Source organism: Enterovibrio paralichthyis (assembly GCF_019209835.1).
In the GTDB taxonomy this organism is placed as follows: Bacteria; Pseudomonadota; Gammaproteobacteria; order Enterobacterales; family Vibrionaceae; genus Enterovibrio; species Enterovibrio paralichthyis.
Genome location: NZ_JAHUTS010000013.1, coordinates 111479 through 135584 on the forward strand (window position 1 = coordinate 111479; position 24106 = coordinate 135584).

Annotated in this window: 22 protein-coding genes; 10 read left to right on the forward strand and 12 right to left on the reverse strand. The window is 51.3% G+C overall.

Annotated features, from left to right (window positions below):
• Window positions 1-40 precede the first annotated feature (40 nt).
• From KU854_RS15650 to uraH, 4 genes are all read right to left on the reverse strand, one after another.
• Entirely contained in the window at window positions 41-1405 is a 1365-nt protein-coding gene (locus tag KU854_RS15650; RefSeq protein ID WP_218359384.1) for an 8-oxoguanine deaminase, read from the reverse strand.
• A gap of 70 nt (window positions 1406-1475) precedes the next feature.
• Window positions 1476-2903: a nucleobase:cation symporter-2 family protein gene (locus KU854_RS15655; RefSeq protein ID WP_218359385.1), complete on the reverse strand. Its 1428-nt coding sequence runs from the start codon at window positions 2901-2903 to the stop codon at window positions 1476-1478.
• A gap of 142 nt (window positions 2904-3045) precedes the next feature.
• Window positions 3046-4386 (reverse strand): NCS2 family permease, encoded by a 1341-nt coding sequence (locus KU854_RS15660; protein ID WP_218359386.1) that lies wholly within the window; start codon window positions 4384-4386, stop codon window positions 3046-3048.
• Between the two features lie 108 nt (window positions 4387-4494).
• On the reverse strand, window positions 4495-4848 hold the full coding sequence (gene uraH / locus KU854_RS15665) for a hydroxyisourate hydrolase (RefSeq protein WP_218359387.1): 354 nt from the start codon (window positions 4846-4848) through the stop codon (window positions 4495-4497).
• A 439-nt stretch (window positions 4849-5287) separates the two neighbouring features.
• Here uraH and puuE point away from each other — a divergent pair, with 439 nt between their 5' ends.
• The 5 genes from puuE (at window position 5288) to KU854_RS15690 (ending at window position 9857) form a co-directional block, all read left to right on the forward strand.
• Window positions 5288-6226, forward strand: a complete 939-nt coding sequence (gene puuE / locus KU854_RS15670; RefSeq protein WP_218359388.1) for an allantoinase PuuE — start codon at window positions 5288-5290, stop codon at window positions 6224-6226.
• A 2-nt stretch (window positions 6227-6228) separates the two neighbouring features.
• Complete coding sequence (uraD, locus tag KU854_RS15675; RefSeq protein ID WP_218359389.1) at window positions 6229-6744, forward strand: 2-oxo-4-hydroxy-4-carboxy-5-ureidoimidazoline decarboxylase; 516 nt, start codon at window positions 6229-6231, stop codon at window positions 6742-6744.
• 199 nt (window positions 6745-6943) lie between these two features.
• Window positions 6944-7936 (forward strand): allantoicase, encoded by a 993-nt coding sequence (gene alc, locus KU854_RS15680; protein WP_218359390.1) that lies wholly within the window; start codon window positions 6944-6946, stop codon window positions 7934-7936.
• Between the two features lie 35 nt (window positions 7937-7971).
• Window positions 7972-8505, forward strand: a complete 534-nt coding sequence (locus KU854_RS15685; protein WP_218359391.1) for an ureidoglycolate lyase — start codon at window positions 7972-7974, stop codon at window positions 8503-8505.
• Window positions 8506-8633: 128 nt separating this feature from the next.
• Window positions 8634-9857 (forward strand): urate hydroxylase PuuD, encoded by a 1224-nt coding sequence (locus KU854_RS15690; RefSeq protein ID WP_218359392.1) that lies wholly within the window; start codon window positions 8634-8636, stop codon window positions 9855-9857.
• Window positions 9858-9930: 73 nt separating this feature from the next.
• Here the strand turns inward: KU854_RS15690 and KU854_RS15695 are convergent, their stop codons facing one another.
• From KU854_RS15695 to KU854_RS15710, 4 genes are all read right to left on the reverse strand, one after another.
• Window positions 9931-10836 carry a glucosaminidase domain-containing protein gene (locus tag KU854_RS15695; protein WP_218359393.1) on the reverse strand — a complete coding sequence of 302 codons (906 nt, stop codon included), beginning with the start codon at window positions 10834-10836 and terminating at the stop codon, window positions 9931-9933.
• Between the two features lie 140 nt (window positions 10837-10976).
• The gene (locus KU854_RS15700) at window positions 10977-11966 is read right to left on the reverse strand and encodes a DUF2860 domain-containing protein (RefSeq protein WP_218359394.1); all 990 of its coding nucleotides are present in this window, start codon (window positions 11964-11966) and stop codon (window positions 10977-10979) included.
• A gap of 184 nt (window positions 11967-12150) precedes the next feature.
• The gene (locus KU854_RS15705) at window positions 12151-12678 is read right to left on the reverse strand and encodes a DUF6942 family protein (protein ID WP_218359395.1); all 528 of its coding nucleotides are present in this window, start codon (window positions 12676-12678) and stop codon (window positions 12151-12153) included.
• 10 nt (window positions 12679-12688) lie between these two features.
• Entirely contained in the window at window positions 12689-13558 is an 870-nt protein-coding gene (locus KU854_RS15710) for a LysR family transcriptional regulator (RefSeq protein ID WP_218359396.1), read from the reverse strand.
• 118 nt (window positions 13559-13676) lie between these two features.
• Between KU854_RS15710 and KU854_RS15715 the strand changes: the two genes are divergently transcribed.
• Window positions 13677-14879 (forward strand): MFS transporter, encoded by a 1203-nt coding sequence (locus tag KU854_RS15715; protein WP_218359397.1) that lies wholly within the window; start codon window positions 13677-13679, stop codon window positions 14877-14879.
• 60 nt (window positions 14880-14939) lie between these two features.
• Here the strand turns inward: KU854_RS15715 and KU854_RS15720 are convergent, their stop codons facing one another.
• Complete coding sequence (locus KU854_RS15720; protein ID WP_255555590.1) at window positions 14940-15980, reverse strand: GGDEF domain-containing protein; 1041 nt, start codon at window positions 15978-15980, stop codon at window positions 14940-14942.
• 408 nt (window positions 15981-16388) lie between these two features.
• Here KU854_RS15720 and KU854_RS15725 point away from each other — a divergent pair, with 408 nt between their 5' ends.
• A complete protein-coding gene (locus KU854_RS15725) occupies window positions 16389-17063 on the forward strand; it encodes a hypothetical protein (RefSeq protein ID WP_218359399.1) in 675 nt (224 codons plus the stop codon).
• A 120-nt stretch (window positions 17064-17183) separates the two neighbouring features.
• Window positions 17184-17378 carry a DUF4250 family protein gene (locus KU854_RS15730; protein ID WP_054778253.1) on the forward strand — a complete coding sequence of 65 codons (195 nt, stop codon included), beginning with the start codon at window positions 17184-17186 and terminating at the stop codon, window positions 17376-17378.
• A 48-nt stretch (window positions 17379-17426) separates the two neighbouring features.
• Here the strand turns inward: KU854_RS15730 and metR are convergent, their stop codons facing one another.
• The gene (metR, locus tag KU854_RS15735; RefSeq protein WP_218359400.1) at window positions 17427-18338 is read right to left on the reverse strand and encodes an HTH-type transcriptional regulator MetR; all 912 of its coding nucleotides are present in this window, start codon (window positions 18336-18338) and stop codon (window positions 17427-17429) included.
• A 104-nt stretch (window positions 18339-18442) separates the two neighbouring features.
• On the opposite strand from metR, the gene metE reads away from it, so the two are divergent.
• Both metE and KU854_RS15745 read left to right on the forward strand, forming a co-directional pair.
• Window positions 18443-20713: a 5-methyltetrahydropteroyltriglutamate--homocysteine S-methyltransferase gene (metE, locus tag KU854_RS15740; protein WP_218359401.1), complete on the forward strand. Its 2271-nt coding sequence runs from the start codon at window positions 18443-18445 to the stop codon at window positions 20711-20713.
• Window positions 20714-20855: 142 nt separating this feature from the next.
• Window positions 20856-22460: a CHASE domain-containing protein gene (locus KU854_RS15745; RefSeq protein WP_218359402.1), complete on the forward strand. Its 1605-nt coding sequence runs from the start codon at window positions 20856-20858 to the stop codon at window positions 22458-22460.
• Window positions 22461-22506: 46 nt separating this feature from the next.
• Here KU854_RS15745 and KU854_RS15750 read toward each other — a convergent pair whose 3' ends face one another.
• A complete protein-coding gene (locus tag KU854_RS15750) occupies window positions 22507-22953 on the reverse strand; it encodes an META domain-containing protein (protein WP_218359403.1) in 447 nt (148 codons plus the stop codon).
• Between the two features lie 340 nt (window positions 22954-23293).
• On the reverse strand, window positions 23294-24097 hold the full coding sequence (gene pstB / locus KU854_RS15755) for a phosphate ABC transporter ATP-binding protein PstB (protein WP_218359416.1): 804 nt from the start codon (window positions 24095-24097) through the stop codon (window positions 23294-23296).
• Between the last annotated feature and the right edge of the window lie 9 nt (window positions 24098-24106).

A 24106-nucleotide genomic window follows, 5' to 3' on the forward strand; every position in this document is an offset into this window, starting at 1 on the left:
GGAAAGTCATCCCGTATCAGATAACTTTCCCTGTTTCTTTTTATTTCATTGACGCAGCTCTTTCTGCCAACCTTTTCGCCGCGGCGCGGTGTTTCGCCATCAGCTCCTGCGTATCGACGTCAACCAGCTCGCCGTCAACAACTCGCCATTCTCCGTTGACCATCACTCGATCTGCACGGTGTGCACCGCAAAGTACCAGCGCGGCCAGTGGCTCGTGACTGCCGGAAAACTGAATTTCATCGAGCTTGAACATGGCAATATCGGCCAGCATGCCCTTGGCGATGGTGCCGATATCTTTGCGGCCGATGTTTCTTGCGGAGCCTTGTGTCGCCCAGCGGAAAGCATCAAGGTGGCTGACGTTGGCGGAGCCGTAACGCAGACGCTGGATATAGGTTGCCATTCTCAGTTCATTGACGAGATTCGAACCGTCGTTTGAGGCGGAACCATCAACACCGAGCCCAACAGACGCGCCGGCTTGTTCCAGTTCTAGATTCCGGCAAATTCCAGAGGCAAGCATCATGTTCGAACTGGGGCAATGGCAAATTCCAATTCCAGCTTTTCCAAGCCGACTAATTTCCTCATCATTGAAATGAATGCCGTGTGCCAGCCAGGTTCTGTCATGCAGCCAACCTACCTCTTCCAGATAGTCAACCGGGCGATAGCCAAAGCGCTCCAGGCAGAAATTTTCTTCGTCGATGGTTTCGCAGAGGTGGGTATGGAGCATCACTTGGTGTTCTTTGGCAACGAACGCTGTCTCTTTCATTAATTCAGTCGTCACCGAGAATGGCGAGCAGGGCGCAAGGGCAATTTGGGTCATGCCGCCAAATTCAGGCTGATGGTATTCGCGGATCAAGCGAAGGCTGTCATCAATGATCGCCTGTTCGGTCTGAATGGTGAGCCTTGGCGGCAGGCCACCCTGATCTTCGCCAAGGCTCATTGAGCCCCGTGTCAGCACTGTGCGAAGCCCCAGCTTTCTGGTCGCCTCCACCTGAATATCAATAGCGTGCTCCAAACCCACAGGGATCAGGTAGTGGTGGTCGGATGCCGTGGTACAGCCGGAAAGCAGCAACTCGGCACTGGCAAGCTCTGTGCCGAGGCGCATCATCTCCTCATCCAACCCCGCCCAAACCGGATAGAGGGCTTTGAGCCAGTGGAAAAGTTCTTTATCCAGAGCATCCGGGTAAGCGCGGGTGAGGGTTTGGTAAAAGTGGTGGTGGGCATTGATAAGACCCGGCAGCACCACATGCTCTGAGGCATCAAAGGTGTGGTCAATGGGTTGTGAGGGGGATTGGCCTTTAGCAACTAACTCGATGATGGTGTTGCCTTGAACAACGATACCGCCGCTTGCGTCATGAACTGTGCCTGTCCAAATTGCGAGAGGGTTTTTAATCCATGTGCTTGCCATGTATTTGCATCCTTTGCGGGTATGAGGTTCGCCCCGGCTTTTTGATCAGCGCGGGGCGAGAGTGGAGAGGTTAAGGTGTCGGTTTATGGTTTGTGGAAACATCGTTTTGGCTCGAATCCCTGACAACAACAGGATCCGCCGTTTCCTCGTCCAGCGGCTGGGTGTATTCGCTGTTTCTTTCTTCTTCCTCTGCCTGAATTTCTGCCTGAACGTCTTCCTTGGTTTTTGGCAGAATCAGGTTAAGCAAGACAGCGACGATGGTGCCGGTAGTGATGCCTGAGTGCAGTAGCTGGGCAACATCATAGTTCAAGTGCTGGAGCAGGGAAGGTTTGATGGTCACCGCCAAACCTGCGGCGAGTGACACACAGATAACCAGCGCGTTGCGGCGCGTATCGGCGGCTCTCACCAACATGCGGATACCTGCGTAGGCGATCATTCCGAACATAATAAAGCCAACGCCACCGAGAACGGGTTTTGGCACAGTCACGGCCAGCGCGCCGAATTTCGGGAACAGGCCAGCAAGGATCAGCAATGCCCCTGTAGTGCCCACCACGAAGCGGCTCGCCACACCTGTGATACCGACAATACCTACATTTTGGCTAAACGATGCCAGCGGCGTGGCACCGAAGATAGAGCCAATCGCACTGCCGATGCCGTCACCCAATAGACCTCGTTTTAAATCTTTACCAGAAATGGTGCGGTGACAGTTGCTGGCAAGGGCAAGGAAGTCACCCGTTGCTTCGGCAATCACCACAATGTAGGCAAGAGACATGCTGATAATGGCTGGCCAGGAGAAACTGAATCCGAATTTGAAAGGTTCTGGTGTGGCAAACCAACTGGCTTCACTGATCTGGTTCATGTCGACCATACCCATGCTGAGTGCGACCAGATAACCGCCAGCCAGACCAATCACAATGGCTGAAGCGGCCACCGAGCCTTTAGCGTAAGTTGCTACCAGCAACACCACCAGAAGGGAAATAGCCGCCAGGAAGAGTTTAGGAAGGGTCGCAAAGTTTTCGCTGCCCGCGGGCGCATCGCCCACCCAGTTCATGGCAACGGGCAGAATGGTCAAGCCGATGAGGGTGACCACCACGCCACTGACAACGGGCGGAAACAGCTTTCGGATATGCTCCATAAAAAACGCGGAGACAATGACCAGACAAGCGCCAACCAAGGCTGCACCCATGATGCCGGAAACGCCATCAGCCTTACCGATACCAATGGCAACGCCAAGAAACGCAAAGCTTGAGCCCATGACAACCGGGAGTCTTATCCCTACGGGCCCCAAACCGAGACATTGCACAATGGTAATGAGTCCGGAGACGAAAAGGGCGGCATTGACCAGGATGACCACATCACCGCCTGGTAATCCGATGGCGGTGCCGACAATCAGTGGTACCGCAATAATTCCGCCAATCGACGCAAGCATATGCTGAATAGCAAGCAGGAGTGTCTGGCCTGCAGGTGGTTTATCGTTTAGTTCATAGAGCAGTTTCATAACTTCTTCCTTCAAGCCGCCTTAAATCCGTGTTGTTGGCGGCGCTGGTGGTGAATGTTGAATTACCCCTTGGGACGGTTTGTGGTCCTTTAAAACTAAAAATAAAGCGAAAAAATAGGGACCTCTTTGGGTCCCTTGGTTGTTAACCGAGAATGATGAGTTTGAACACAAACAGGATGCTCAATGCATACATGGCAATCGAGATATCGGAGAATTTTCCGGTACCCGCTTTGAGTACGGTGTAGGTGATGAAACCCAGTGCAATACCGTTAGAGATAGAGAAAGTCAGCGGCATCATCAGGGCGGTCACAGCCGCAGGAACAGAGTCTGTAAAGTCATCCCAGTTGACGTTGCGGATACTGCCCATCATGAGAAATGCCACGTAAATCAGCGCGCCGGCTGTGGCATACGCAGGGATCATACCTGCTAATGGCGCAAGGAATATGGCCGCCAAGAACAAGATGCCCACCACAATGGCTGACAGGCCGGTTCTTGCGCCGGCTGATACACCAGCGGCACTTTCTACGTAACTGGTTACCGGTGGACAGCCGAAGCAGGCACCGATCACGCTAGACAGACTGTCGGCTTTCAGGGCTTTTGGCAGACCTTCAATTTCACCGGTTTCCTTGTTTACCAGGTTTGCGCGCTCCGCCACACCCATCAGGGTGCCTGCGGTATCAAACATGTTCACAAACAGGAAGGCCAGGATGATGCTAATCATGCCGACATTCATCGCGCCTGCGATATCCATGGCTAAAAAGGTGGGGGCAATACTGGGCGGCGCAGAGAAAATGCCCTGGTATTCAAAAAGGCCAAGTCCAAGACCAATCAGGGTTACGCTGAATATGCCGATCAATACCGCGCCAAATACCTGCTTCACGGAAAGTACCGAGATAATAAAGAAACAGACTGCGGCGAGAATCGCCTGTGGCTGGGTAAAGTCACCCAAAGTCACCAGAGTGGCTGGGCTGCCAACAACAATGCCTGCGCTTTTCAGGCCGATAATGCCAAGGAAAAGGCCGACACCGGCTGTCATGGCGTAACGCAGTGAAGAGGGAATGCTATTGATGATCCATTCCCGGACCCGCGAAATGCTGAGGCCGACAAAGATAACGCCAGAGATAAACACAGCGCCGAGCGCGACCTGCCAGCTGTAACCCATTTCCCCAACCACAGTAAAGGCGAAGAAAGCGTTCAGCCCCATGCCGGGAGCAAGCCCCACCGGCCAGTTGGCAAACAGCCCCATCATCAGCGTACCAATGGCTGCACCAATGCAGGTGGCAACAAACAGCGCGCCGGGATCCATCCCAGAAGCTGACATGATATTGGGGTTCACGAAAATGATGTAAGCCATGGTGGCAAAAGTGGTGATCCCGCCAATCAGTTCGTTTTTGACCGAAGTGCCGTGTTGGCTGAGTTTAAAGTAACGTTCGAGAAAGCCACCCTTTCCTATAGGTTGCTCAACAGTGCTTTGCTTTTCCATTGTCTCATTCCTGTTGTTCGAGGATAGGCTGCGGGTTTTCCTTTCCGCAGCGTTCCGGTTTTGATTCCAGTGAACATTGTGTAAGCCACTAACATTGATTCGAGACGTTTAACTGCCTCTGTACGTTGAAAAGCTATAGGGCGAAACGAGCAAAGGGACATGGTAATGGGCATTGTCATCATCGATGCCAAAGCGGATTACTACATCATCAAGAAAGGGAATATCGGTAAGGGACACACCGCTCTTTTTGAAGTACTCGGCGGTGTTGAACTGGAGCTGGTATTTCCCGCGCTGGAATTCTGCACCTTCCAGAAGAGGAGAGTCGGTACGGCCATCGTGGTTAGTTGTTGTTGTCATAACATGGCTCAGCGAATTGCCATCGACTTTATACAGCGATACCTCAATGCCTGCGCCGGGCTTTCCCGAAGCGGTGTCGAGCACATGTGTTGTCAGTCTTCCCATTGGCTTCCGTTCCTTATATTGCGGGTTGTTACTTTATTTATACCTTCAATCTGCCTGATTTTGAGAGCAATTGTGGCAATTGTGATCCTATGCGTTTCAACCGATGTGCACAGTTATGAATTTAAAATGTACACAATATTTAATTCTTGTAAAGGTCAAAAATTGTGCAATGTTAATATTGAGAAAACGGTTAAAAGCCCATGTGGCGGGGCTCTATAGCAAGAAATAGCGATGTTCTTAGTCAGTTTTGAATGTTCTGAAACATGAAGTTGGCAACATTCTATTAACTTGTTCTTGTAAATTGTATACAAAGTGTAATACTAAAAATGCACTTGCCGACGATAGATAGATCATTTGATGACCTGCGCTTTAGAAGTAGAGAAAGAAAACGGCAATGCGATATGACTTTGACGCTAGGTTTAATGACAGGAATCACGCGATGAGTAGTGACTATCCAAGGGATTTAAAAGGCTATGGTGCTCATCCTCCCCACGCAAGGTGGCCGGGAGAGGCTCGGATTGCCGTTTCTTTTGTACTCAATTATGAAGAAGGTGGCGAGCGTTGTGTCTTGCACGGTGACAGGGAATCGGAAGCATTCTTGTCTGAAATTCCCGCTGCGCAGCCGTTGGCCGGTGTTCGTCATATCAGCATGGAATCGATTTATGAATACGGTTCGCGTGCTGGCGTGTGGCGCGTATTGCGACTGTTCCGTCACCATGAGATCCCGCTGACCATCTTTGCTGTCGGCATGGCGGCAGAGCGTTACCCGGAAGTGATTCAGGCAATGGCTGAAGAAGGCCATGAGATTTGCAGTCACGGCTACCGCTGGATTGACTATCAATACGTGCGCGAAGAAGACGAGCGCGAAGACATGCAAAAAGCCATCGACGCGATTAAGAAAGTGACCGGAGAGCGTCCGCTTGGATGGTACACCGGCAGAACCAGCCCTAACACGCGCAGGCTGGTGGCAGAAGAAGGTGGCTTTCTCTATGACTCTGATGCCTATGATGATGACTTGCCGTACTGGCATGAAGAGGGCACAGAGCCGGGTCATCCACAGTTGGTGATCCCTTACTCTCTGGACGCCAACGACATGCGCTTTTCGACCGTGCAGGGCTTTAACTCAGGCGAGCAATTCTTCCAGTACCTGAAAGACAGCTTCGATGTTCTTTATGAAGAAGGGCAGGATGCGCCGAAAATGCTCTCAATTGGCCTACATTGCCGTTTGATTGGGCGTCCTGGGCGGTTAGCGGCGTTGAAGCGGTTTATTGAATACGTCAAACAACACGATAGGGTTTGGATAACCCGTCGGGTTGATATTGCCAATCACTGGCATAAGCATCATCCCCATCCAAGTATGACCAAGGAGAAGGCGTAGAAATGGCAGTATTTTCAACGTGTCGCCCCAGCGAACTTACCAGAGAACAGTTTGTAGAAATTTTTGGTGGCGTATATGAGCACAGTCCTTGGGTTGCTGAACTGGCGTACGAATCTGGTCTTGATGCAAAGTTCGACGATCAGGAAGCCTTGCATTCACTGATGGCAGACGTGCTTAACAATGCTGAAGATGCAGCAAAAATGCAGGTGGTTCAGGCGCACCCGGATCTGGCTGGCAGGGCGGCACAGGCGGGAGAGCTGACGGTTGAGTCCACATCCGAACAAGCCAGTGCAGGTATTGATAAATGCACGCCGGAAGAGTTTGCCCGCTTTACCGATTTCAACGACCGCTACAAGGAGAAGTTCCGCTTCCCGTTCATCATGGCAGTGAAAGGGGCGAACCGGCACCTGATCCTGGAAGCGTTCGAAAAGCGCTTACAAAACGATGTAATAACTGAATTCGACACAGCGATTGCGGAAATTAACAAGATCGCTTTGTTCAGGCTACGTGATTTGTAGCTGCTCTGGGTACTGGACGCTTACTACTTAACAAGTCGTCCAGTCAATTCAGCGTCTCGCAAATTGAAGCTCGCCGGAGGCTCGTTCGAAGCCCCAGCCAAAGTGAAAGGGGAAAAGACGCGACCTTTTGTATCAATAAATGCCACTGTCTGTTTGGCAGTAAGGCGTTGAGATCTCGTTGATAAAGGAAGCAATGTAAATGGAAAATCGTCCTGATTTCGTCAAACTCGTGAATCTCGCCAGCAGTCGTCTGGGTGCGCAGGCTATATTCGCAACCGATGACTTCTTCGCCGACAAGCAGCGTCTTGTCGATGATGCCCCGCCGCAATGGAAAGAAGGTGTCTATGACGAGAATGGCAAGTGGATGGATGGCTGGGAGTCGCGCCGCAAGCGCGAAGAAGGCCACGACTTTTGTGTGATTCGCCTTGGCTTGCCGGGGAAAATTGTCGGTGTCGACATCGATACCGCACATTTTACCGGTAACTATCCGCCCTCTGCCTCACTGGAAGGCTGCTACTGTCCGGATGGAGAGCCGCCCCATGATCAGCATTGGGATGAATTACTGCCTTCACTGAGCCTAAACGGCGACAGCCATCATTTTGCCGATATCCACTCGGATAAACCCTATACCCATCTTCGATTCCACATTTACCCGGATGGCGGCGTCGCGCGCCTGCGTGTTTACGGACACCCTGAAATCGACTGGGAGCGCGTGAGCCCTGAAGTCGAGCTTGATTTAGTGGCTGTTGAAAATGGCGGCCGCGCACTGGCCTGCAATGACCAGCATTTCGGTCACATGAGCAATCTCATTATGCCGGGGCGTGGTGTCAATATGGGTGACGGTTGGGAAACTGCACGACGCCGTGTTCCCGGTAACGATTGGGTCATTCTTTCCCTCGGCCACGCCGGTACCATCGAACGCATTGTTATCGACACCGCGCATTTTAAAGGCAACTTCCCAGACAGCATTGCCATTCAGGCGGCGCTTGTTGAAGGCGGAACAGATGAGCAAATCGCAACCCAAAGCCTCTTCTGGCGCGAACTTCTGCCTAGCCAGAAGCTCTCGCCGGATAACTTGCACGAGTTTGTCGAACAGGTAAATGCGCTGGGCGCGGTTTCCCATGTCAGGGTGAATATCTTCCCTGACGGCGGCATCAGTCGGGTGCGTTTGTTTGGCAAAAAAGCAGGTTAATGGAAGTTCCCGTTACAGTGAAAACAGGATGCAACATGGATATGGAACAAGAGTACGCGACTGGAACCATGATAATGCTGACGCTGGAGCCTCTGACGCAGGAAGCCTTTGCCCCATTTGGTGATGTGATTGAAGCGGATAGCCGTGACTTTTTTATGATCAATAACGGGTCAACGCGCCGCTATCACAAACTGGCGACGACGCAGGTGGATGAGGGCAGCAGGGTCATTATCAATATCTTTCAGGCGACACCGCTTTCCTATCCTTTACCGATCAAGATGCTTGAGCGCCACCCATTGGGCTCGCAGGCGTTTATGCCTTTGCTGGGTAACGGTTATCTGGTGGTGGTTGCACCGCCGGGTGATGAACCGAACCCCGCCGCAATCCGTGCATTTTATGCGAAGGGCAGCCAAGGGGTGAATTACCATCGCGGCGTTTGGCACCATCCTGTTCTTGCCCTGTCTCCCGACGACCAGTTTCTGGTGGTTGACCGGGAGGGAGCAGGAAACAACTGTGACGAGTTTTTCTTTTCAGAACATACACGTGTGATATTGGCGCCTGATTTGTAGTTTCACCCTTTCAGTGAAGTGGGTTTCCTGATGGGATGAAAGCGCGCGGGTATCCGGGAAAAACAGGAAAGGACGACGTAAGCTATTCAATAGACTGAAAAGCAACGGCGTCCGTACAGGAGGTTGTTATGGATCCGTATATCACGGAATGGCTCAATCTGGCCGTACGTTGGATGCACATGATCACTGGCGTAGCGTGGATTGGTGCGTCTTTCTATTTCGTCTGGCTGGAAAACAACTTAAACCGTGAGAACCCGAAAGAGGGATTGTCCGGTGATTTGTGGGCCATTCACGGCGGCGGGATTTACCACCTAGAAAAGTACAAACTCGCACCACCCAAAATGCCGGAAACCCTGCACTGGTTTAAATGGGAAGCGTATTTCACCTGGATCACCGGTGTCGCATTGCTCACGGTGGTTTTCTATTCCAATGCCGATATTTATCTGGTTAAACCCGGATCCGGCATTGAGCCAATGACTGCAGTGGCGATCGGCATTGGCTCTCTGATCGCGGGCTGGTTTGTATATGATTTCCTTTGTGATTCGGCACTCGGCAAAAAGCCAATGTTGTTGGGTGTTGCGCTGTTCATTGCCCTTGTCTTCGCCGCCTGGGCGTTGAGTCAGGTATTCAGTGGCCGTGGCGCATACATCCATGTCGGTGCGATTATCGGCACCATTATGGTCGGAAACGTGTTCCGCATTATCATGCCTGCGCAGCGCGGACTGGTGAAAGCGATTGAAGAGGGCACAGAGCCTGATCCTGAATTGCCAGCCAAAGGTTTGCTGCGTTCCCGTCACAATAACTATCTGACACTGCCGGTGCTGTTCATCATGATCAGCAACCATTTCCCAAGCACTTATGGCAATGAATATAACTGGGCGGTACTTGCGGGACTGTCAGTGATCAGCGTGCTGGTTCGTCACTACTTCAACACCCGCCACGGCAGCCAGAAGTATGCCTGGACGATCCCAACTGCCGCGTTGGGGCTGGTTTGTCTGGCGTTTGTCTCTGCACCGCAGTCAGCATCGCCAACCGCTGCAAGCTCTGCGGATTCCCATGATGTTTCGATCGCTTCGGAAAATCAGGAGGAGACAGTGTTTGTTTCGGTGAAAGGCATTATCAAGGAGCGTTGCACTGTGTGCCATTCGCAGTCACCGACGCATCCAGCCTTTGCTACAGCACCGGCTGGTGTCATGTTGGACACGGCTGAACAAATGAAATTGGAGGCGTCACGCATTGTGGCGCAGGCCGTGACGACCAATATCATGCCGCTGGGTAACCTGACCCAAATGACGCAGGAAGAAAGGGATATTATTGGCAAGTGGGCGGAAGATGGCGCCCAGATCCAATAGCGCAAACATTGTTCCAATAGACTTCCCACTCACATCCAACTAAAAGCCGGGCAAACGCCCGGCTTTTGCTGTTTTAGCGCCCGAACCGGATGACTTCCGGGCTTGAGTCTTCGACTTTTGCGTTGTCAAAGCTATCCAAGTTGTGGTGTTTGATTAAAGCGCGAAGGTTATCGACATAGGCTTGCCCGCGGGTGGAGTAGTGGATTAAACCACCCACCAGTTCATAGCCTGTCAGTTCGTGTTTGGCGCGCAGCTTTTTGCGGAGTAACCATAACTGGCGATAGGCCTTGGTTCGGTTAACGTTGTGGATGTAGCTGGCCGTGCCTTCAAACAAGGAATCGAATGCGGCCACTTTTACATGGCCACCGGGCGTGGTGAGAAATTTGCCACCGCCTGAGGGAAGGTGTTCGCCATACAGATTGTTGCCTGCGACCGCGAAATGGCTGGTTCCCCAACCGCTTTCATCAATCGCCTGAGCCAGCGCCATTCCCACCGGAATCACATCGACCTGAAGCAACAGTTCGTCATAGTTGTTGGCTTTGACGCCATAATCTTTGACCATCTTGGCCATCCAGGCCTTTTCATCTTCGGTCCACTGATCCTGGGATTTATCGATGATACCAATCAACGTTTTGCGGGCGGCAAGGATTTCATTGTTGACTGCCACAATGGTAGGAAGCAGCAAGCGGATAAAGGTCTGGCTCTTTTCATCGGTGGGCAGGGCGTTCAGGTCTTTGGGCAGGTTTTCGACGTAAATGGCAGGGAGTTCGCTGCTACTTTCTACATCACTCAATTGGTAGTTGATCTGGTGGTAGAGACTGACCAAACCTGTTGCTGAAGCAAGCTCTGTCACAGGAACGTTAGGGTAGGGTGAGGATTCGAGTTCAGGCGGCAATGGCAGTTCGCCAGCCATCAATTGAAACGAGAGTAACCCTGCGCCTAACACAGCCAAAGCCTTACTACGACAACATACAGACATACAAAACCTCACTATCTTTGCTACTGACAACATTATAGAAACTCAGCCGGGGTACGCATTCCGGCTGGGTGATAAATCGCTGTTGTGTGTCAGAAGAGAAAAGGGCGGCGCAAGCGAATCACTCACGCAGCCCGGTCACCTTAGAAACGGTAGGTGACGCCGAGAGAGGCAATGTATTGGTTTGACGTGTAAAAGTCGATGTTGGAATCGATATTGGTAAAGCCCGCCAGTGTAATAAAGGCCAGCGGTTTGATGCCAAAAAGCTGGCTGTATTCATAGGCCAGGAAAGCGCCGTATTCAGTGTCGCTGCGTGTTTGGCCGAACACCGGATGTACAGCATCATAATCACGCTGGTGGTATTTGCCTGTCAGTACGATTTTGTTGCGTCCGGCAAAGCTGAAATAGGTCAGTTCACCGCCGAGCGTCTGACTTGCCATCGCATCGCCGTCGGCATCGTTTTTAAGGTACACCACAGAAGGCGTCACGCCGAGTCCACGTCCTAGAAACTGGCGATAGCTGAGCTTTGAATAAAAGGTGTCGCCACTGCGTGCAAGACTTTGTTGTTGTCCCGTGGTTAATCCCATGCCTGCACCGCTGAGTTCGGTGTCGATGTCCATTTGGGCATAGGCCAAATCAAGCGACAGCAGTGAACCGCCAATGCCATCCAGTTTGAGGCGAAAAGCATCACCGGACTTTTCGGTTTCGCTGCGGGAAGTATCCACGATAAAAGGATCTGCCCATACATCCTGCGCAAGGAGGGTTGGCAGATATGAAACAGACACTTTGGTGCCGGATTCCAACTGCTGGCGATAGCCCAGCTCCAATGCGAGGGTTCCGACAGCGATATCTTCACGGGAGGTGCCGACAAAAACCTGCTTACTCAGTCCTTCCCCGAATGTGAAGGCGAGGCTGCCTAACCCCCCAAACAATGAGTCTGTCTCGCGCTTGCCTTCGCTGTTCAATGGAGAGTCTTTCACGGCACTGCCACTGGTAGAGAGGTTAGAGTTGGTTGAGATAACCCCTGCAATCACCGAGACCTCACCACTTAGCCCGCCGCGATCGGAAAGCCCTGCGTGGGCAACGAGTGGCAGGAGCGCTGCGCCCGCCAATAAATGTTTGGCTACTTTCATCGTGAATCTTCCCTGAAGTGATGTGCTGAGTTGTATGGTAGCAGTTGGCAGAAGTTAAAAAACATCCAAAAATCGCGAAGTTAGCATATTGTGATTGATGTTTACCCAAACGACCTGAATCCTGCATCTTCAGGTCGTTTGGGTGTATACGTGACAGGGTGACAGAACGATCAGCCAACTCTGCTTACAGGGCATCCACCAATTTAGTCAGCACATTGATTTTGATGTTGGAAAGCTGTCGGTAATCGAAATAGGGGCAGATGACGACTGGCAATGTGGGGTGACGGGCAAATTCGTTGTCCAGCCAGATACATTGTTCCGATAGGCCAAGTTTGTTGGCGTGGGTTCTTCCGGCGATAACATGTATCCCGCCAGAGGCTGCCAACTGTTCGACAGACCAATGCCCAACGTGCAAGGCGGTATGGCTGCCGGACTGAAGCAAAGCCGTGTCGCGAAATGCCTGCCAGGTAGCAGCGTTCTTTGGCCTGTAAGGCGAAGATGTGTCGAATGCCATCAACCATTTTGCATACACGTTGAAGACTTTCCGCCAGCCATTGCCACTGATATCACCAATAGCCTTAATTTCTCCTTGGTTCAGCGCCCTGAATGTACCTTGTGAAGGTGTTTCTCCCCAAAGCTCCTCAACAGGTGGCGCTTTTTCGACATAAACATGGATGTTGGCGGCGGCATCGCCAAGTGCAAAATCACTCATCATTTTCCTGTTACTTGTTGTCTTGTACAAAATCGATAAAGGCGCGGTCGGCCAGGGAGAGATAGCCCTGTTTACGCCACGCCATGGCGATATCAAGGGTGACGGGTTCTTCGAACGGAATGGGGACTAAACCTGGCTCATGTTGGGTGACCAATTCGAGAAGGGCGGTAATGGCAAAACCGTGACGGACAATATTGAGGATCATCGCCAACAGATTGGTTTCAAAAGAGAGCTGTGGCGTGATCTTGTGTGTGGCGCAGATACGGTCGATAAATTCCCGGTGAAAGTAGCCTTTTTTGAACATGACCAGTTCTTCGTTGAAGAACTCGCGAAAGCTAATGGATTGTCGGTCTGCCAAAGGGTGGTCTGTAGAAGTGACAGCTACCATTTGAGATGAAATTAAATGGGCGGTTTGCAGTGCCGGTGGCACATCCTGGTTATGGATAACACCGATGTCCAACTGGCCGTCGAGCAGCATTTGGCGGATTGATTGGGTTCCTGCCTCCACCACACTGAGCTTGAGATCAGGGTATTTGCTTTTGAAGCCCATCAGGATAGAGGGGAAAAAGTAAGAGCCGAGCATACCCGGCACGCCGACACGGACTTCGCCTTTTTGCAGACCACGCAATTCTGCCATGGCGGTTTCGGCGTCTTTTACCTGCTGGATGATCCGGTGGGCGTGTGTCGTCAATATCTGGCCTTCGTGGGTCAGATGCACCTGCCGCTCATTGCGGTCAAACAAAGGCAGACCAATACTGCTTTCCAGTTTCTTAATCGCAATACTGAGTGCGGGCTGAGCGATATTCAGCTTCCTCGCTGCCCGGGTGAAGTTTTGTTGCTCCGCCACCATGACGAAATAGCGTAGTTGTTTGATATCCATAGGGTATGTGCTTAACGATATATTTTCGATCTTACTCTTATATATTTAATATACTTTATGTATCGCGAATAGGTTGCTAATTTCACAGGGTATTGTGAATTAAGAAGCGAACCACCGAATGATAGAACTTCAGACCCCCGCTTACCGCAAAGCTGCCTTTGCCCTCTCTTTCGGCTCCTTTCTGGTGTTCTGCAACCTGTACCTGTTCCAGCCCATGTTGCCCGTCTTTGCTGATGCTTTTGTCGTGACAGCAACCAAAGCAAACTGGTTGCTGGCATCTTCAACGCTGGGTCTGTCGCTCAGTTTGCTTCCATGGGCAATGCTGTCTGAGAAAATCGGGCGTCGTCCTGTGATTTTGGTCAGCCTGATACTGATGCCTTTGGTTGGCTTCCTTTCTTTGCTGGTGGATTCATTTTGGGGGCTTGTGGCTGTGCGCGCCTTAATGGGCATCTCTCTTGCCGGTTATGCGGCAGTTGCGGTTGCCTATATGGCTGATGAATTCAGCCCCTCAGCACTTGTTGTTGCCGTGGGCGGGTATATCAGCGCTAACTCTCTGGGCGGCATTGTTGGCCGACTGTCCGGCGGTATTCTGTCAGACGTTACAGGTTGGGAAGGCGCAGTGATTGCCATGGCCTGTTTTACGACGTTGGGCATGCTGATGGTGGTGTTCCTGTTACCCGCTCAGACCCGATTCCAACCCTCTAAAACCTCTTACCTTTCACAAACCAAGGTAGTGGCCAAGCATATTCGTAATCCTGTGCTTTGGGGTGCGATGGTGATTGGTGGCATCAACTTTGCGCTGTTTGTGAACATCTACTCAGTGGCCGGGTTCCGCTTAATTGCAGAACCGTTCAACCTGCCGGTAGGTTTGGCATCGACCATCTTCCTTTGTTATCTCGCCGGGACATTAACATCGCGCCTGAGTGGGCGCTGGGCAAACCAATACTCACCGATCACTGGTATGGCTCTGGGTACCCTGATCACTATGGCAGGGGTGCTGGTAGCGAGCATTGAGCAGCAGGCGACTGTGATTCTCGGGTTGTTGATCGTCAGCGGCGGTGCGTTCTTTACCCATTCTCTGGCCTACGGTTGGGTCAGCAGAAAAGCCCAGGACGGCAAAGCCATGGCGACGGCGTTATATTTGGTTCACTACTATGTCGGCGGCAGTCTCGGTGGTTTTTACCTGATTGGTTGCTGGGAGTATGGTGGTTGGACGGCGGTAACGCTGGGGGCAGTTTCCCTTGCGGCTGTGAACCTTGTACTTATTCAGCTTTTGGGGATAAAGGAACGAAAATCCCAGGTTGAGCAGACCTGCCCTTGATGATAAACGCCACCTTTCTCGGGTGGCGTTTATGATGGAACCCTACCTAATTCATTGTCATCAATTGGCGAATTCTACCCAGGTACGTTTCTGGCACTCTTCGCGGTTGGCATCGGTGGCAATGCTTTCGTAGGTACAGCTTTGATCACGGCCGTTTCCTTTGGCCTGCAGTAAAGCAATATCGGCTTTTTCCAGCATTTCAGAAAGCTTGTCTTCCCGGTTCAAGCTGGTGCTGATGCCAATCGACGTGGTCACTTGCAGCGGCTCATCAACCCCTTCGACAACAACGCGCAAATCTCTCACCCGCGTCATGATCCTGTCTGCCACCAAAAAGGCGTTTTCAGCACTGCATTGCGGCATAAACAGAATGAATTCTTCACCGCCAAAACGGCCGAAAATATCAGACTTACGCAACGTAGCTTGTATCGAGTCAGTAAACGCTTTCAACACCAGATCCCCAGCATAATGGCCGTAGCGATCGTTAACACGTTTGAAGCGGTCAAGATCCATCAAAAGAACGGAATAGGGGCGTGCCGCCGTGCGCGTATTTTCAAAATCGTGCTTGGCAAGCGTCAGTAGCATGCGGCGGTTATAGACGCCGGTTAATGGGTCCAGTGACGCATGGCGATAGAGCCTCAGCATCATGTGCAACTTTGAACTTTGCGCCCAGATGACCAGCAAACCCACGACGGTTTGCAGCCAATAGATGGCGAGGTTATCCAGTGAAAGAATAGAGCCACTGTGAAAATCGACATAGATTTGCGTTGCTGCTGTCATCACCATCATGCTGAGGGATTCTTTGATCGTTAGCGGCAATATGGTCAGCACGACGACATGCAGGAAGGGCAGCAGGGTATAGCAATAGGTAAAGGCATTGATCGAATGTGGGTAGCCCAGCAGGTGGTTTGCCAGCAGGTAGAAAATGTTCATGCTGGCCGTCATGGCGATCAAGCCATTGCGGCAGGCTATCAGTGAATTTCGCTGATGGGTTGCCCACGCAACGGTAAGAAGGGTAACGGCTAATAAAACCCGGAGCACGACAAGCATGCCATTGGAGCCCTCCAGCAGCATGATATCAACCGGAACCCAAAGGAGCGTCATGATGGCCCAGATAGCGCAAAGGGCAATGATTCGCGTGCGAAGATATGTCGCGCGGGTAGTGCTGAAACTACTCGCATGATGCCTGGCGCTCAAAAGCTCGTTGAATTGAATTTGAAATCGCTGGAAGGAAAATTCCATGCTGATGAGCCTAGTCCCTTATGAAGTTGTCGTTAAAAATATCGTTTGACCACGACCACAATGGTTATCGAATCCTTCCATGGTTGTGTGCTCATAAATTTAGCGCACATACTAAAACAGTTACATATCAATGCGACCGGATGCAAAGAATTCATCAATTTATGTGACCTTATCAACGTTGTTGTCTTTATGTGAACACTTGCGAGGAGATCGACGCAGAAGCCTGCAACTTATATAATCCCGGGGATTTCGAATTCTGGTGGAAGATAGATGTACGACGTTTTTAGTTCTGTTGTTTTAGCTGGTGTGTTGGGTGCGCAAGCTGTCCTCACATTGGTGTTACTCAAAGGTGATATCTGCCCGGGTCAACGAGGCCGCCTGCACAAAGCATTCTGGTTCCTGGTCGCAGGTTGGGCAATCACTGTGCCTTATTCCGCCTTTTCTGCGCTGCCATTTATTTCGCTGGGTATTTTCTCTCTTCGCTCTAAATCCGGCAAAACCCGCCAGTCTGGCCCTATCCCTGTTTTGCATTTGGCGAATGGCTTTGGCGTGCTGGCATTCCTGGTCGCGGCCTGGCAACAGGGCGTATCTTCAGCCTTGCTGATGGTGTCTCAGGTATTGCTTGTAGGTGCAATCACTGCGCACGTTCTTTTGGTTAAAGCCCGCTCCCGTTTACAGGCATTCCACCGAATCCTGCCGGTGGTAGGCATTGCAGCCGCTATGCTGACAGCAGTAAGTGTTGCGATGGCTGGTGCTGCCATGGGTGATGCCGAGGCAAGCGCGATGGTTTCCAACGTGCTGTTGAGCCTTGGCCTAATGGTTGCTGGCGTGTTGATTTGGGCAACCCATCTGTTCCGTCAAACCACACCGCACCTCGCCCAACTTTGTGTGTCGTTGGCTGTATTGGCGTCGGCGTCGGGCGTTGCAATGGCGACGGTAATGTAAAGCTGCCACTTTCTGTCGCAGAAAAGATAAAAGGCACGTCATGTGCCTTTTTTGCGTTCTGTCACCGACGCATTGTGCCTGTAGCTTCTAAACTTTTACCGTAACGACGGAGGAGCAGCGATGGAAATTCATAACCTTGAACATATGGATGGCGCGATCGTTTACGGTATTGTCAACGAACGTCTTCGTCTGGAATGTGCTTCGCTTGATGACCTGATGGTCCAGTTTGATTTGGACCCCCAGACTTTCCACGACAAGATTAACGAGATGGGCTGCTATTACGATCCACTTGTTAACCAGTTGCGCCCTAAATAAGCGGTATACCTAAACGACCTGAATCCTGCATCTTCAGTATGTTTAGGTTTATACCCGTTTAATCCCTTCCAAATGGGTGTGGCACTGATTGCGGGCGGTGATAAAAAACGCCTGCAAGTAGGGACGTTGCGCGTCCTGATTTCTTACCGCGGCAAACAGACGGCGCCAGAGCCCTTTGCCCAAAGGCTTATCCACTACCAAACCTTGCCTTGAAAACTCACTGATAGCCCAGTTTGGAAGGGCGGCAACCCCCAATCCTGCTGCGACCATTTGAATCAGCATCAAGGTATTGTCGGCCGATTTGAACTGCGCGGGTTCAATGCCTACCGGCTGCAGGAAGTGTTTGATGATATCCATACGCTGACGCTGAACCGGGTAGGTGAGCAGCGTTTCCTGTGCCAGATCTTCAGGTTCAATAAATGCTTTCGACGCCAAGGGATGGGTGTCAGCCAACACCAGACGCATTTCAAAGTCGAACAGTGGTTCATAGTGGATTTCGCTACGCGGCAGGATGTCAGAAGTGATCACCAAATCCAGGTTTCCCCCTGCCAGTGCGGGAATGGGCTCAAAGCCAAAGCCAGAAGAGAAATCCAGCGTGACCAATGGCCAGCCAACCTTGTATTCCTTGAGCGCAGGCATCAACCACTGGAAGCAAGAGTGGCACTCGATCGCCATGTGCAATCGCCCCTGAGCATCTTCCTTCATGGCCGCCAACTCGGTTTCAGCCTTTGCCATTCTCGGCAACACATCATCGGCCAGTCGCAACAGCACTTGACCTTCTTCTGTGAACTTTACCGGGCGGGTCTTTCGCAAAAACAACTGCGAACCAATTCTCTGTTCCAGATCTTTTAGCTGGTGGGAAAGGGCTGACTGGGTCAGACACAACTGCGTCGCAGTGGATGTCAGCGAGCCGGTTTCACGCAATACGGCCAGTGTCCGTAAGTGTTTAAGTTCCAACATGAATTATTCTCAATATCCGTTTGAGTAATTTGAGTTTGTTTTATGCACTCTATTCTATCAAGGTGGACATGTAAACATCTGGACGGCTAAAAAGGATTTAGACAATGACCACCACCCATATTCTCGGCTACCCGCGTATTGGCGACAAACGCGAACTGAAATTTGCTCTCGAACAATACTGGAACGGCGAAATCAGCCAGCAGGCACTGCTGGATGTTGGCGCGACGATCCGCCACCAAAACTGGGCACAACAAACATCAGCGGGGCTTTCTTTTGTCACCGTTGGTGACTTCGCCTGGTACGATCATGTTTTGCAAACCAGCCTGACACTTGGGCACGTGCCAAAACGCCACCGTCACGGGCATCCGGATCTGGATACCCTGTTCCGTATCGCCCGCGGTAAGGCGCCAACGGGTTGTAGCTGCGCCGCGTCAGACATGACCAAATGGTTCAATACCAACTACCACTACATCGTGCCGGAATTTACCAAAGACGACACCTTTTCACTGAGCTGGAACCAGCTGTTTGAGGAAGTGAGCGAGGCGCAAAAGCTGGGTCACAAGGTCAAGCCTGTGGTGCTAGGGCCGCTGTCGTACCTTTACCTCGGCAAGGAAAAAGAAGAAGGCTTTAACCGACTGGAACTGCTGCCGCGTTTGTTGTCGGTCTACCAGCAAATCTTCACGAAACTCAAAGCGCAGGGAGTGGAATGGGTGCAGATAGACGAACCCATTCTGGCGCTGGAGCTTGAAGCCGAGTGGCGCAACGCGTTCAAACTGGCTTATCAGGTGATAGGTGGAGATGTGAAGCTACTTCTAACCACTTACTTTGACGCGGTTGACCACCATGCGGATGTGATCACTTCACTGGGTGTTAACGGTCTTCATATCGACCTGGTCTCAGCGCCTTCCCAACTGGAGAGCTTTGTCAAACAATTGCCACAGGATTGGGTGCTCTCCATCGGTGCGGTCAATGGCCGTAACGTTTGGAAGGCAGACTTAGCAAAATGGCTGAATGTGTTGCAGCCAACCAAGGATATCCTCGGTGAACGCCTGTGGATTGCCAGCAGTTGTTCACTGTTGCATTCGCCGCTGGATCTTGAATCTGAAGAAACACTGGATGCCGACGTAATATCCTGGCTGGCTTTTGCCAAACAAAAAGTAGGTGAAGTGACACTCCTGGCAGAGGCACTGGACGGTAAAGACAAAGCCATTTCTGCCTGCAATCAGCACAGCGAAGCGATCACTGCACGTAATAGCGACAGCCGTGTGCAAAACCCGAAAGTTCAGGCACGTGTCAACAGTATCACTGCTGCGTTGGCAGAGCGTGAACTGCCTTATGCCAAACGTGCGTTGTTACAAAAGACGGCGCTTGGCTTGCCTTTGTTCCCGACCACGACAATTGGCTCGTTCCCACAAACCGTTGAGATCCGCCAGCAACGCGGCGCTTTCAAAAATGGCCGTCTCTCTGCAGATGATTACGAGCAGGGTATGAAAGCCTATATTGCGGATGCTATTCAGCGTCAGGAAGCCTTGGGTTTGGATGTGTTGGTTCATGGTGAGCCGGAACGCAATGACATGGTGGAATATTTTGCTGAAAACCTCGAAGGTTTCGCTGCCACCCGCTTTGGCTGGGTACAAAGCTACGGCTCTCGCTGCGTAAAACCGGCCATTATTGTGGGTGACATTTCCCGCCCTGAGCCGATCACCGTTTCATGGGCAGGTTTTGCACAATCCCTGTCGACCAAACCTGTGAAAGGGATGCTGACTGGCCCGGTAACGATTCTTGGCTGGACATTCCCCCGCGAAGATATCTCCCGTCAGGAGATGGCACAGCAAATTGCGTTGGCACTTCGTGATGAAGTGGATGATTTGCAGCAGGCTGGCATCAAAGTTATCCAGATTGATGAACCGGCTATCCGGGAAGGGATGCCGCTTAAAGCCAGCCAATGGCAGGATTATCTGGGCTGGGCGGTGAATGCTTTTAAACTCTCGGCAGCGGTAGCCAGCCCTGAAACTCAAATTCATACCCATATGTGTTACAGCGAATTCAACGACATGATCGAGCAAGTAGCCGCAATGGATGCTGATGTCATCACCATCGAAACATCCCGTTCGGACATGGCACTGCTTCAGGCGTTTGATGAGTTTGCCTACCCGAATGAAATCGGCCCCGGTGTTTATGATATTCACTCGCCCAATATTCCGGCGGTGGACGATATGGTGGCACTGCTTGAGAAAGCGCGGGAAACCATTCCGGATGACCGTTTGTGGGTGAACCCGGACTGTGGTCTGAAAACCCGTAACTGGCTGGAGGTGGAAGCGGCGCTTTCCAACCTTGTACAGGCCGCCCAATTGCTGCGCGAAAAGCAAGCTTGATTGTGACTGTCCCGGCGTTTTCGCCGGGATTTTTTTTGCCATAACTTTACAAAGTTATTTGCCTTCTCTGACTGCTAAGGCTGGCGGGATTTAAGATTATGTCCAACAATTAGTTAACATTATGTAGAGGGCGAAAAGTGGGATGGTGAAGCGGGTTTTATCTTCAACGATTATTACAGTCTTGGTTGGGCTGTTTTTTTCGTTTCTCGCTGCCATGTCGCTTTACCAGTCTGAGCAACAATCCATTAAACACGAAATCCAGAAAGATGTTGAGAATGCCGCGCTCTCCCTGAGTAGGGAACTCAATATCAGCATTGAACTTCTGTACGCACTGCGAAACCAGCTAGTGATGACAGAAAACCTCACCGAGAGCAATTTTGTCGCCCTTGCTGAAGCGGTGATGGATCGCCACCCCAATATTCACGCCATGGAATGGTCGGAATTCGTTTTGGCAAAGGAGCGCGATCTTTATGAAGCGGAAGCCGCGCTCGAATTCGCCCTGTTCGAAATCGTCGAACTGAATGAAGACGGAAATTTGGTGAGCGCCGGTGCGAGGAGCCAGTATTTCCCGGTTCGTTATGTCACTCCCTTTGAAGACAACCAAAATGTGTTGGGGTTTGATTTGGGGTCCCGTACTTCAATGAAAAACGCCATCATGATGAGTTGGTACCGAGGCGTGCCGATTGCGACACCGGCTATCCGGCTCAAGCGCGAATTCGAAGATCACAGCGGTTTCTTAATGCTACTGCCTGTATTTTACGGTGATCCGGAAACAGATGCGGATCGCCGATCTGCACTGCGCGGGTTCTTGCTCGCGCTTTTCGATGTGTCAGACATCTTTGATATTGCCATCAGCAACACAGTAAAACAGTCTATCAATCTGGAGTTACTCGACAGGGGACTGAACCGTCAAAGCGACATTATTTACAGTAATGTGGTGGATTTGGGTCGGCCTCCGGTTGAAGGCTTGAGTTACACCTCTGAACCTATCTACTTTGCTGGCCGTGAATGGCTACTACGCGGGACGCCGTCTGCGGACTATGTTGACGCCAAAATGAGTGCCTATCCGCAGGTGATTTTTGTGGTTGGCGTGCTGATATTTAGCCTGGTGGCTTATCTCCTCTATATGCTGCAATACCGGGCGATGACCATTCAAAAAAGGGTGGATGAGAAAACGCGGGAGTTGCGAGAAGCTAACAAGAAACTGGAAAAACTCTCCAAGAGCGATGGACTCACGGGCTGCTATAACCGCGAGTATTTTGAAGAGGCAGTGCGTTCTGAGGTGCGTCGTACACAACGCGATAACCTGTTTCTCAGCCTGATGATTATCGAGATCGATAACATGTCCAAATACAACGCCAAACATGGGCGTGTTGCGGGTGACAAGGTTATCCGGCTGATCAGCCAGTCGATCAGCGATACCTTAAAACGTCCTGGTGACTTGCTGGCTCGCTACGGTGGAGAAACGTTTGCCGTGTTGATGCCAAACACCAAAGACGGTGCGCCCATTGCCCAGCAGTGCATGGTGGCTGTGTCTGAATTGAAGTTGCCGTTCGACAAAGACGAAGGGCAGGAGATCATGACGGTGTCTATCGGTGGCGTCACCATTCTGGATGTGTCGCACCTGGAAGAGTTGAAAGTGGTCTCTTATGCTGAGCTTGCCTTGGGTAAAGCGGTGATGCAAGGGCGCAATGAATACCAGTGGATGTATGTGCCGGAAACAAATCAGCCTCCAAACGGAGGCTGATGGGAAATATTTGTCAGCAACAATTGCTGGCGAAACTTCCAGAAAATCAGTTTACCCAGTCACGCAGCGCGAACGTCAGTACGTGCTCGTCGTTTTGCAGGGTCAGCTGCTGTTTGGTCAGCGTGACTTCACTCCAGTTACCCAGAACGTTAGTCATCACGCCTTCCACTTCCATCGCTGGCTCTGGACAAGCCATCATGGTGGTTGCCATGTTTTCGATGCGGAATTCGTTGCCTTTCAGCTCAGCCTGACCAAAGTAGCGGTTGCAGCCAGCGTGACCGTTTGCAGTGAACGCTTCGCCGATCTCAAGGCTTGGTGCAGCAAAACCTTCTGGCAGGGTCAGAGGTTGACCATCAACAGTTTCCAGTACCCAGTTGTGGTGCTGCATGTTTGCAGTGGAAACTTCCAATGTATCGCTTTTACCTGAAAGGCTGGTTGCACAGCCCGCAAGGATCGCAGGTGCGACTAACATTGCAATTGCCAATTTTTTCATTATCTACTCCAGAAACATGACTCATACCCAAACCTTCGGTGACGGAATATCACAGCGCCAATTTGGGTAGAAGATATCTACTCACACGTAGAGACAGTGTAGATGAGGCAAGGTTCCTACGGTGTCTCACTACGCAGCTATTATTATGATTCTTAAGCACCTAGCAAGTCAGGGATTTGTTAATCTTCTCATTTGGCGACGATTCGCACTATTTTTCGCTAATTTGAGCGCTTTGTACCCTACAAAAAATAAAAAAGCCCCCTGGAGAGGAGGCAAAGTTATACCATCGCGAATCTTATAGTTGTTATTGATTAAATCTTGAACGGGCTTCCGGCTGCGATTAGCCGAAATCACCATTAACGTAACCACGGGTGCGCTCATCCACGGGATTTGCAAACACTTCAGCGGTTTCACCGTGCTCAACCAGTTCACCCATCAGGAAAAACGCTGTGCGGTCAGAAATACGGCGTGCCTGTTGCATTGAGTGGGTCACGATCACGATGGTGTAGTTCTTTTTCAGCTCTTCCATCAGGTCTTCAATTTTCTTGGTCGCAATCGGGTCAAGGGCTGAAGTTGGTTCATCCATCAGGATAACTTCTGGCTCCATGGCGATTGTGCGGGCGATACACAGACGTTGCTGCTGACCACCGGACAGGCCGAAAGCGTGAGATTTCAGGCGGTCTTTCACTTCATCCCAAAGTGCTGCACCACGCAGGCTTTTCTCTACCACTTCGTCCAGTTTCTTCTTGTCTTTCACACCTTGCGCACGCAGGCCATAAGCCACGTTGTCGTAGATGCTCATCGGGAATGGGTTTGGTTTCTGGAACACCATGCCCACCTTGATACGCAGGGTGGCGATATCGATGTGACAGTAAACATTTTCGCCTTCCATTTCGACGCGGCCATCGATTTTTACGCCTTCAATCAGGTCGTTCATCCGGTTCAGGCAGCGCAGCAAGGTCGACTTACCACAGCCAGACGGGCCAATCAGCGCAGTCACTTTCTTCGCTGGAATAGGCAGCGTGATGTTTTTCAGCGCGTGGGTGTCGCCATTGTTGTAGTACAGGTTCAGGTTTTCGATATTGAACGTGTTTTTGTTGGTTTTAATTGCGTGCACGTTATTCGCTTGCGTTGTTGTGTTCATCATTGTTGC

Excerpts from the sequence above, each read along its gene's own strand:
- KU854_RS15650 (WP_218359384.1), bottom strand. The coding sequence starts at position 1,405 with ATGGCAAGCACATGGATTAAAAACCCTCTCGCAATTTGGACAGGCACA.
- KU854_RS15655 (WP_218359385.1), bottom strand. The coding sequence starts at position 2,903 with ATGAAACTGCTCTATGAACTAAACGATAAACCACCTGCAGGCCAGACA.
- KU854_RS15660 (WP_218359386.1), bottom strand. The coding sequence starts at position 4,386 with ATGGAAAAGCAAAGCACTGTTGAGCAACCTATAGGAAAGGGTGGCTTT.
- uraH (WP_218359387.1), bottom strand. The coding sequence starts at position 4,848 with ATGGGAAGACTGACAACACATGTGCTCGACACCGCTTCGGGAAAGCCC.
- puuE (WP_218359388.1), top strand. The coding sequence starts at position 5,288 with ATGAGTAGTGACTATCCAAGGGATTTAAAAGGCTATGGTGCTCATCCT.
- uraD (WP_218359389.1), top strand. The coding sequence starts at position 6,229 with ATGGCAGTATTTTCAACGTGTCGCCCCAGCGAACTTACCAGAGAACAG.
- alc (WP_218359390.1), top strand. The coding sequence starts at position 6,944 with ATGGAAAATCGTCCTGATTTCGTCAAACTCGTGAATCTCGCCAGCAGT.
- KU854_RS15685 (WP_218359391.1), top strand. The coding sequence starts at position 7,972 with ATGGATATGGAACAAGAGTACGCGACTGGAACCATGATAATGCTGACG.
- KU854_RS15690 (WP_218359392.1), top strand. The coding sequence starts at position 8,634 with ATGGATCCGTATATCACGGAATGGCTCAATCTGGCCGTACGTTGGATG.
- KU854_RS15695 (WP_218359393.1), bottom strand. The coding sequence starts at position 10,836 with ATGTCTGTATGTTGTCGTAGTAAGGCTTTGGCTGTGTTAGGCGCAGGG.
- KU854_RS15700 (WP_218359394.1), bottom strand. The coding sequence starts at position 11,966 with ATGAAAGTAGCCAAACATTTATTGGCGGGCGCAGCGCTCCTGCCACTC.
- KU854_RS15705 (WP_218359395.1), bottom strand. The coding sequence starts at position 12,678 with ATGAGTGATTTTGCACTTGGCGATGCCGCCGCCAACATCCATGTTTAT.
- KU854_RS15710 (WP_218359396.1), bottom strand. The coding sequence starts at position 13,558 with ATGGATATCAAACAACTACGCTATTTCGTCATGGTGGCGGAGCAACAA.
- KU854_RS15715 (WP_218359397.1), top strand. The coding sequence starts at position 13,677 with ATGATAGAACTTCAGACCCCCGCTTACCGCAAAGCTGCCTTTGCCCTC.
- KU854_RS15720 (WP_255555590.1), bottom strand. The coding sequence starts at position 15,980 with ATGACGCTCCTTTGGGTTCCGGTTGATATCATGCTGCTGGAGGGCTCC.
- KU854_RS15725 (WP_218359399.1), top strand. The coding sequence starts at position 16,389 with ATGTACGACGTTTTTAGTTCTGTTGTTTTAGCTGGTGTGTTGGGTGCG.
- KU854_RS15730 (WP_054778253.1), top strand. The coding sequence starts at position 17,184 with ATGGAAATTCATAACCTTGAACATATGGATGGCGCGATCGTTTACGGT.
- metR (WP_218359400.1), bottom strand. The coding sequence starts at position 18,338 with ATGTTGGAACTTAAACACTTACGGACACTGGCCGTATTGCGTGAAACC.
- metE (WP_218359401.1), top strand. The coding sequence starts at position 18,443 with ATGACCACCACCCATATTCTCGGCTACCCGCGTATTGGCGACAAACGC.
- KU854_RS15745 (WP_218359402.1), top strand. The coding sequence starts at position 20,856 with ATGGTGAAGCGGGTTTTATCTTCAACGATTATTACAGTCTTGGTTGGG.
- KU854_RS15750 (WP_218359403.1), bottom strand. The coding sequence starts at position 22,953 with ATGAAAAAATTGGCAATTGCAATGTTAGTCGCACCTGCGATCCTTGCG.
- pstB (WP_218359416.1), bottom strand. The coding sequence starts at position 24,097 with ATGAACACAACAACGCAAGCGAATAACGTGCACGCAATTAAAACCAAC.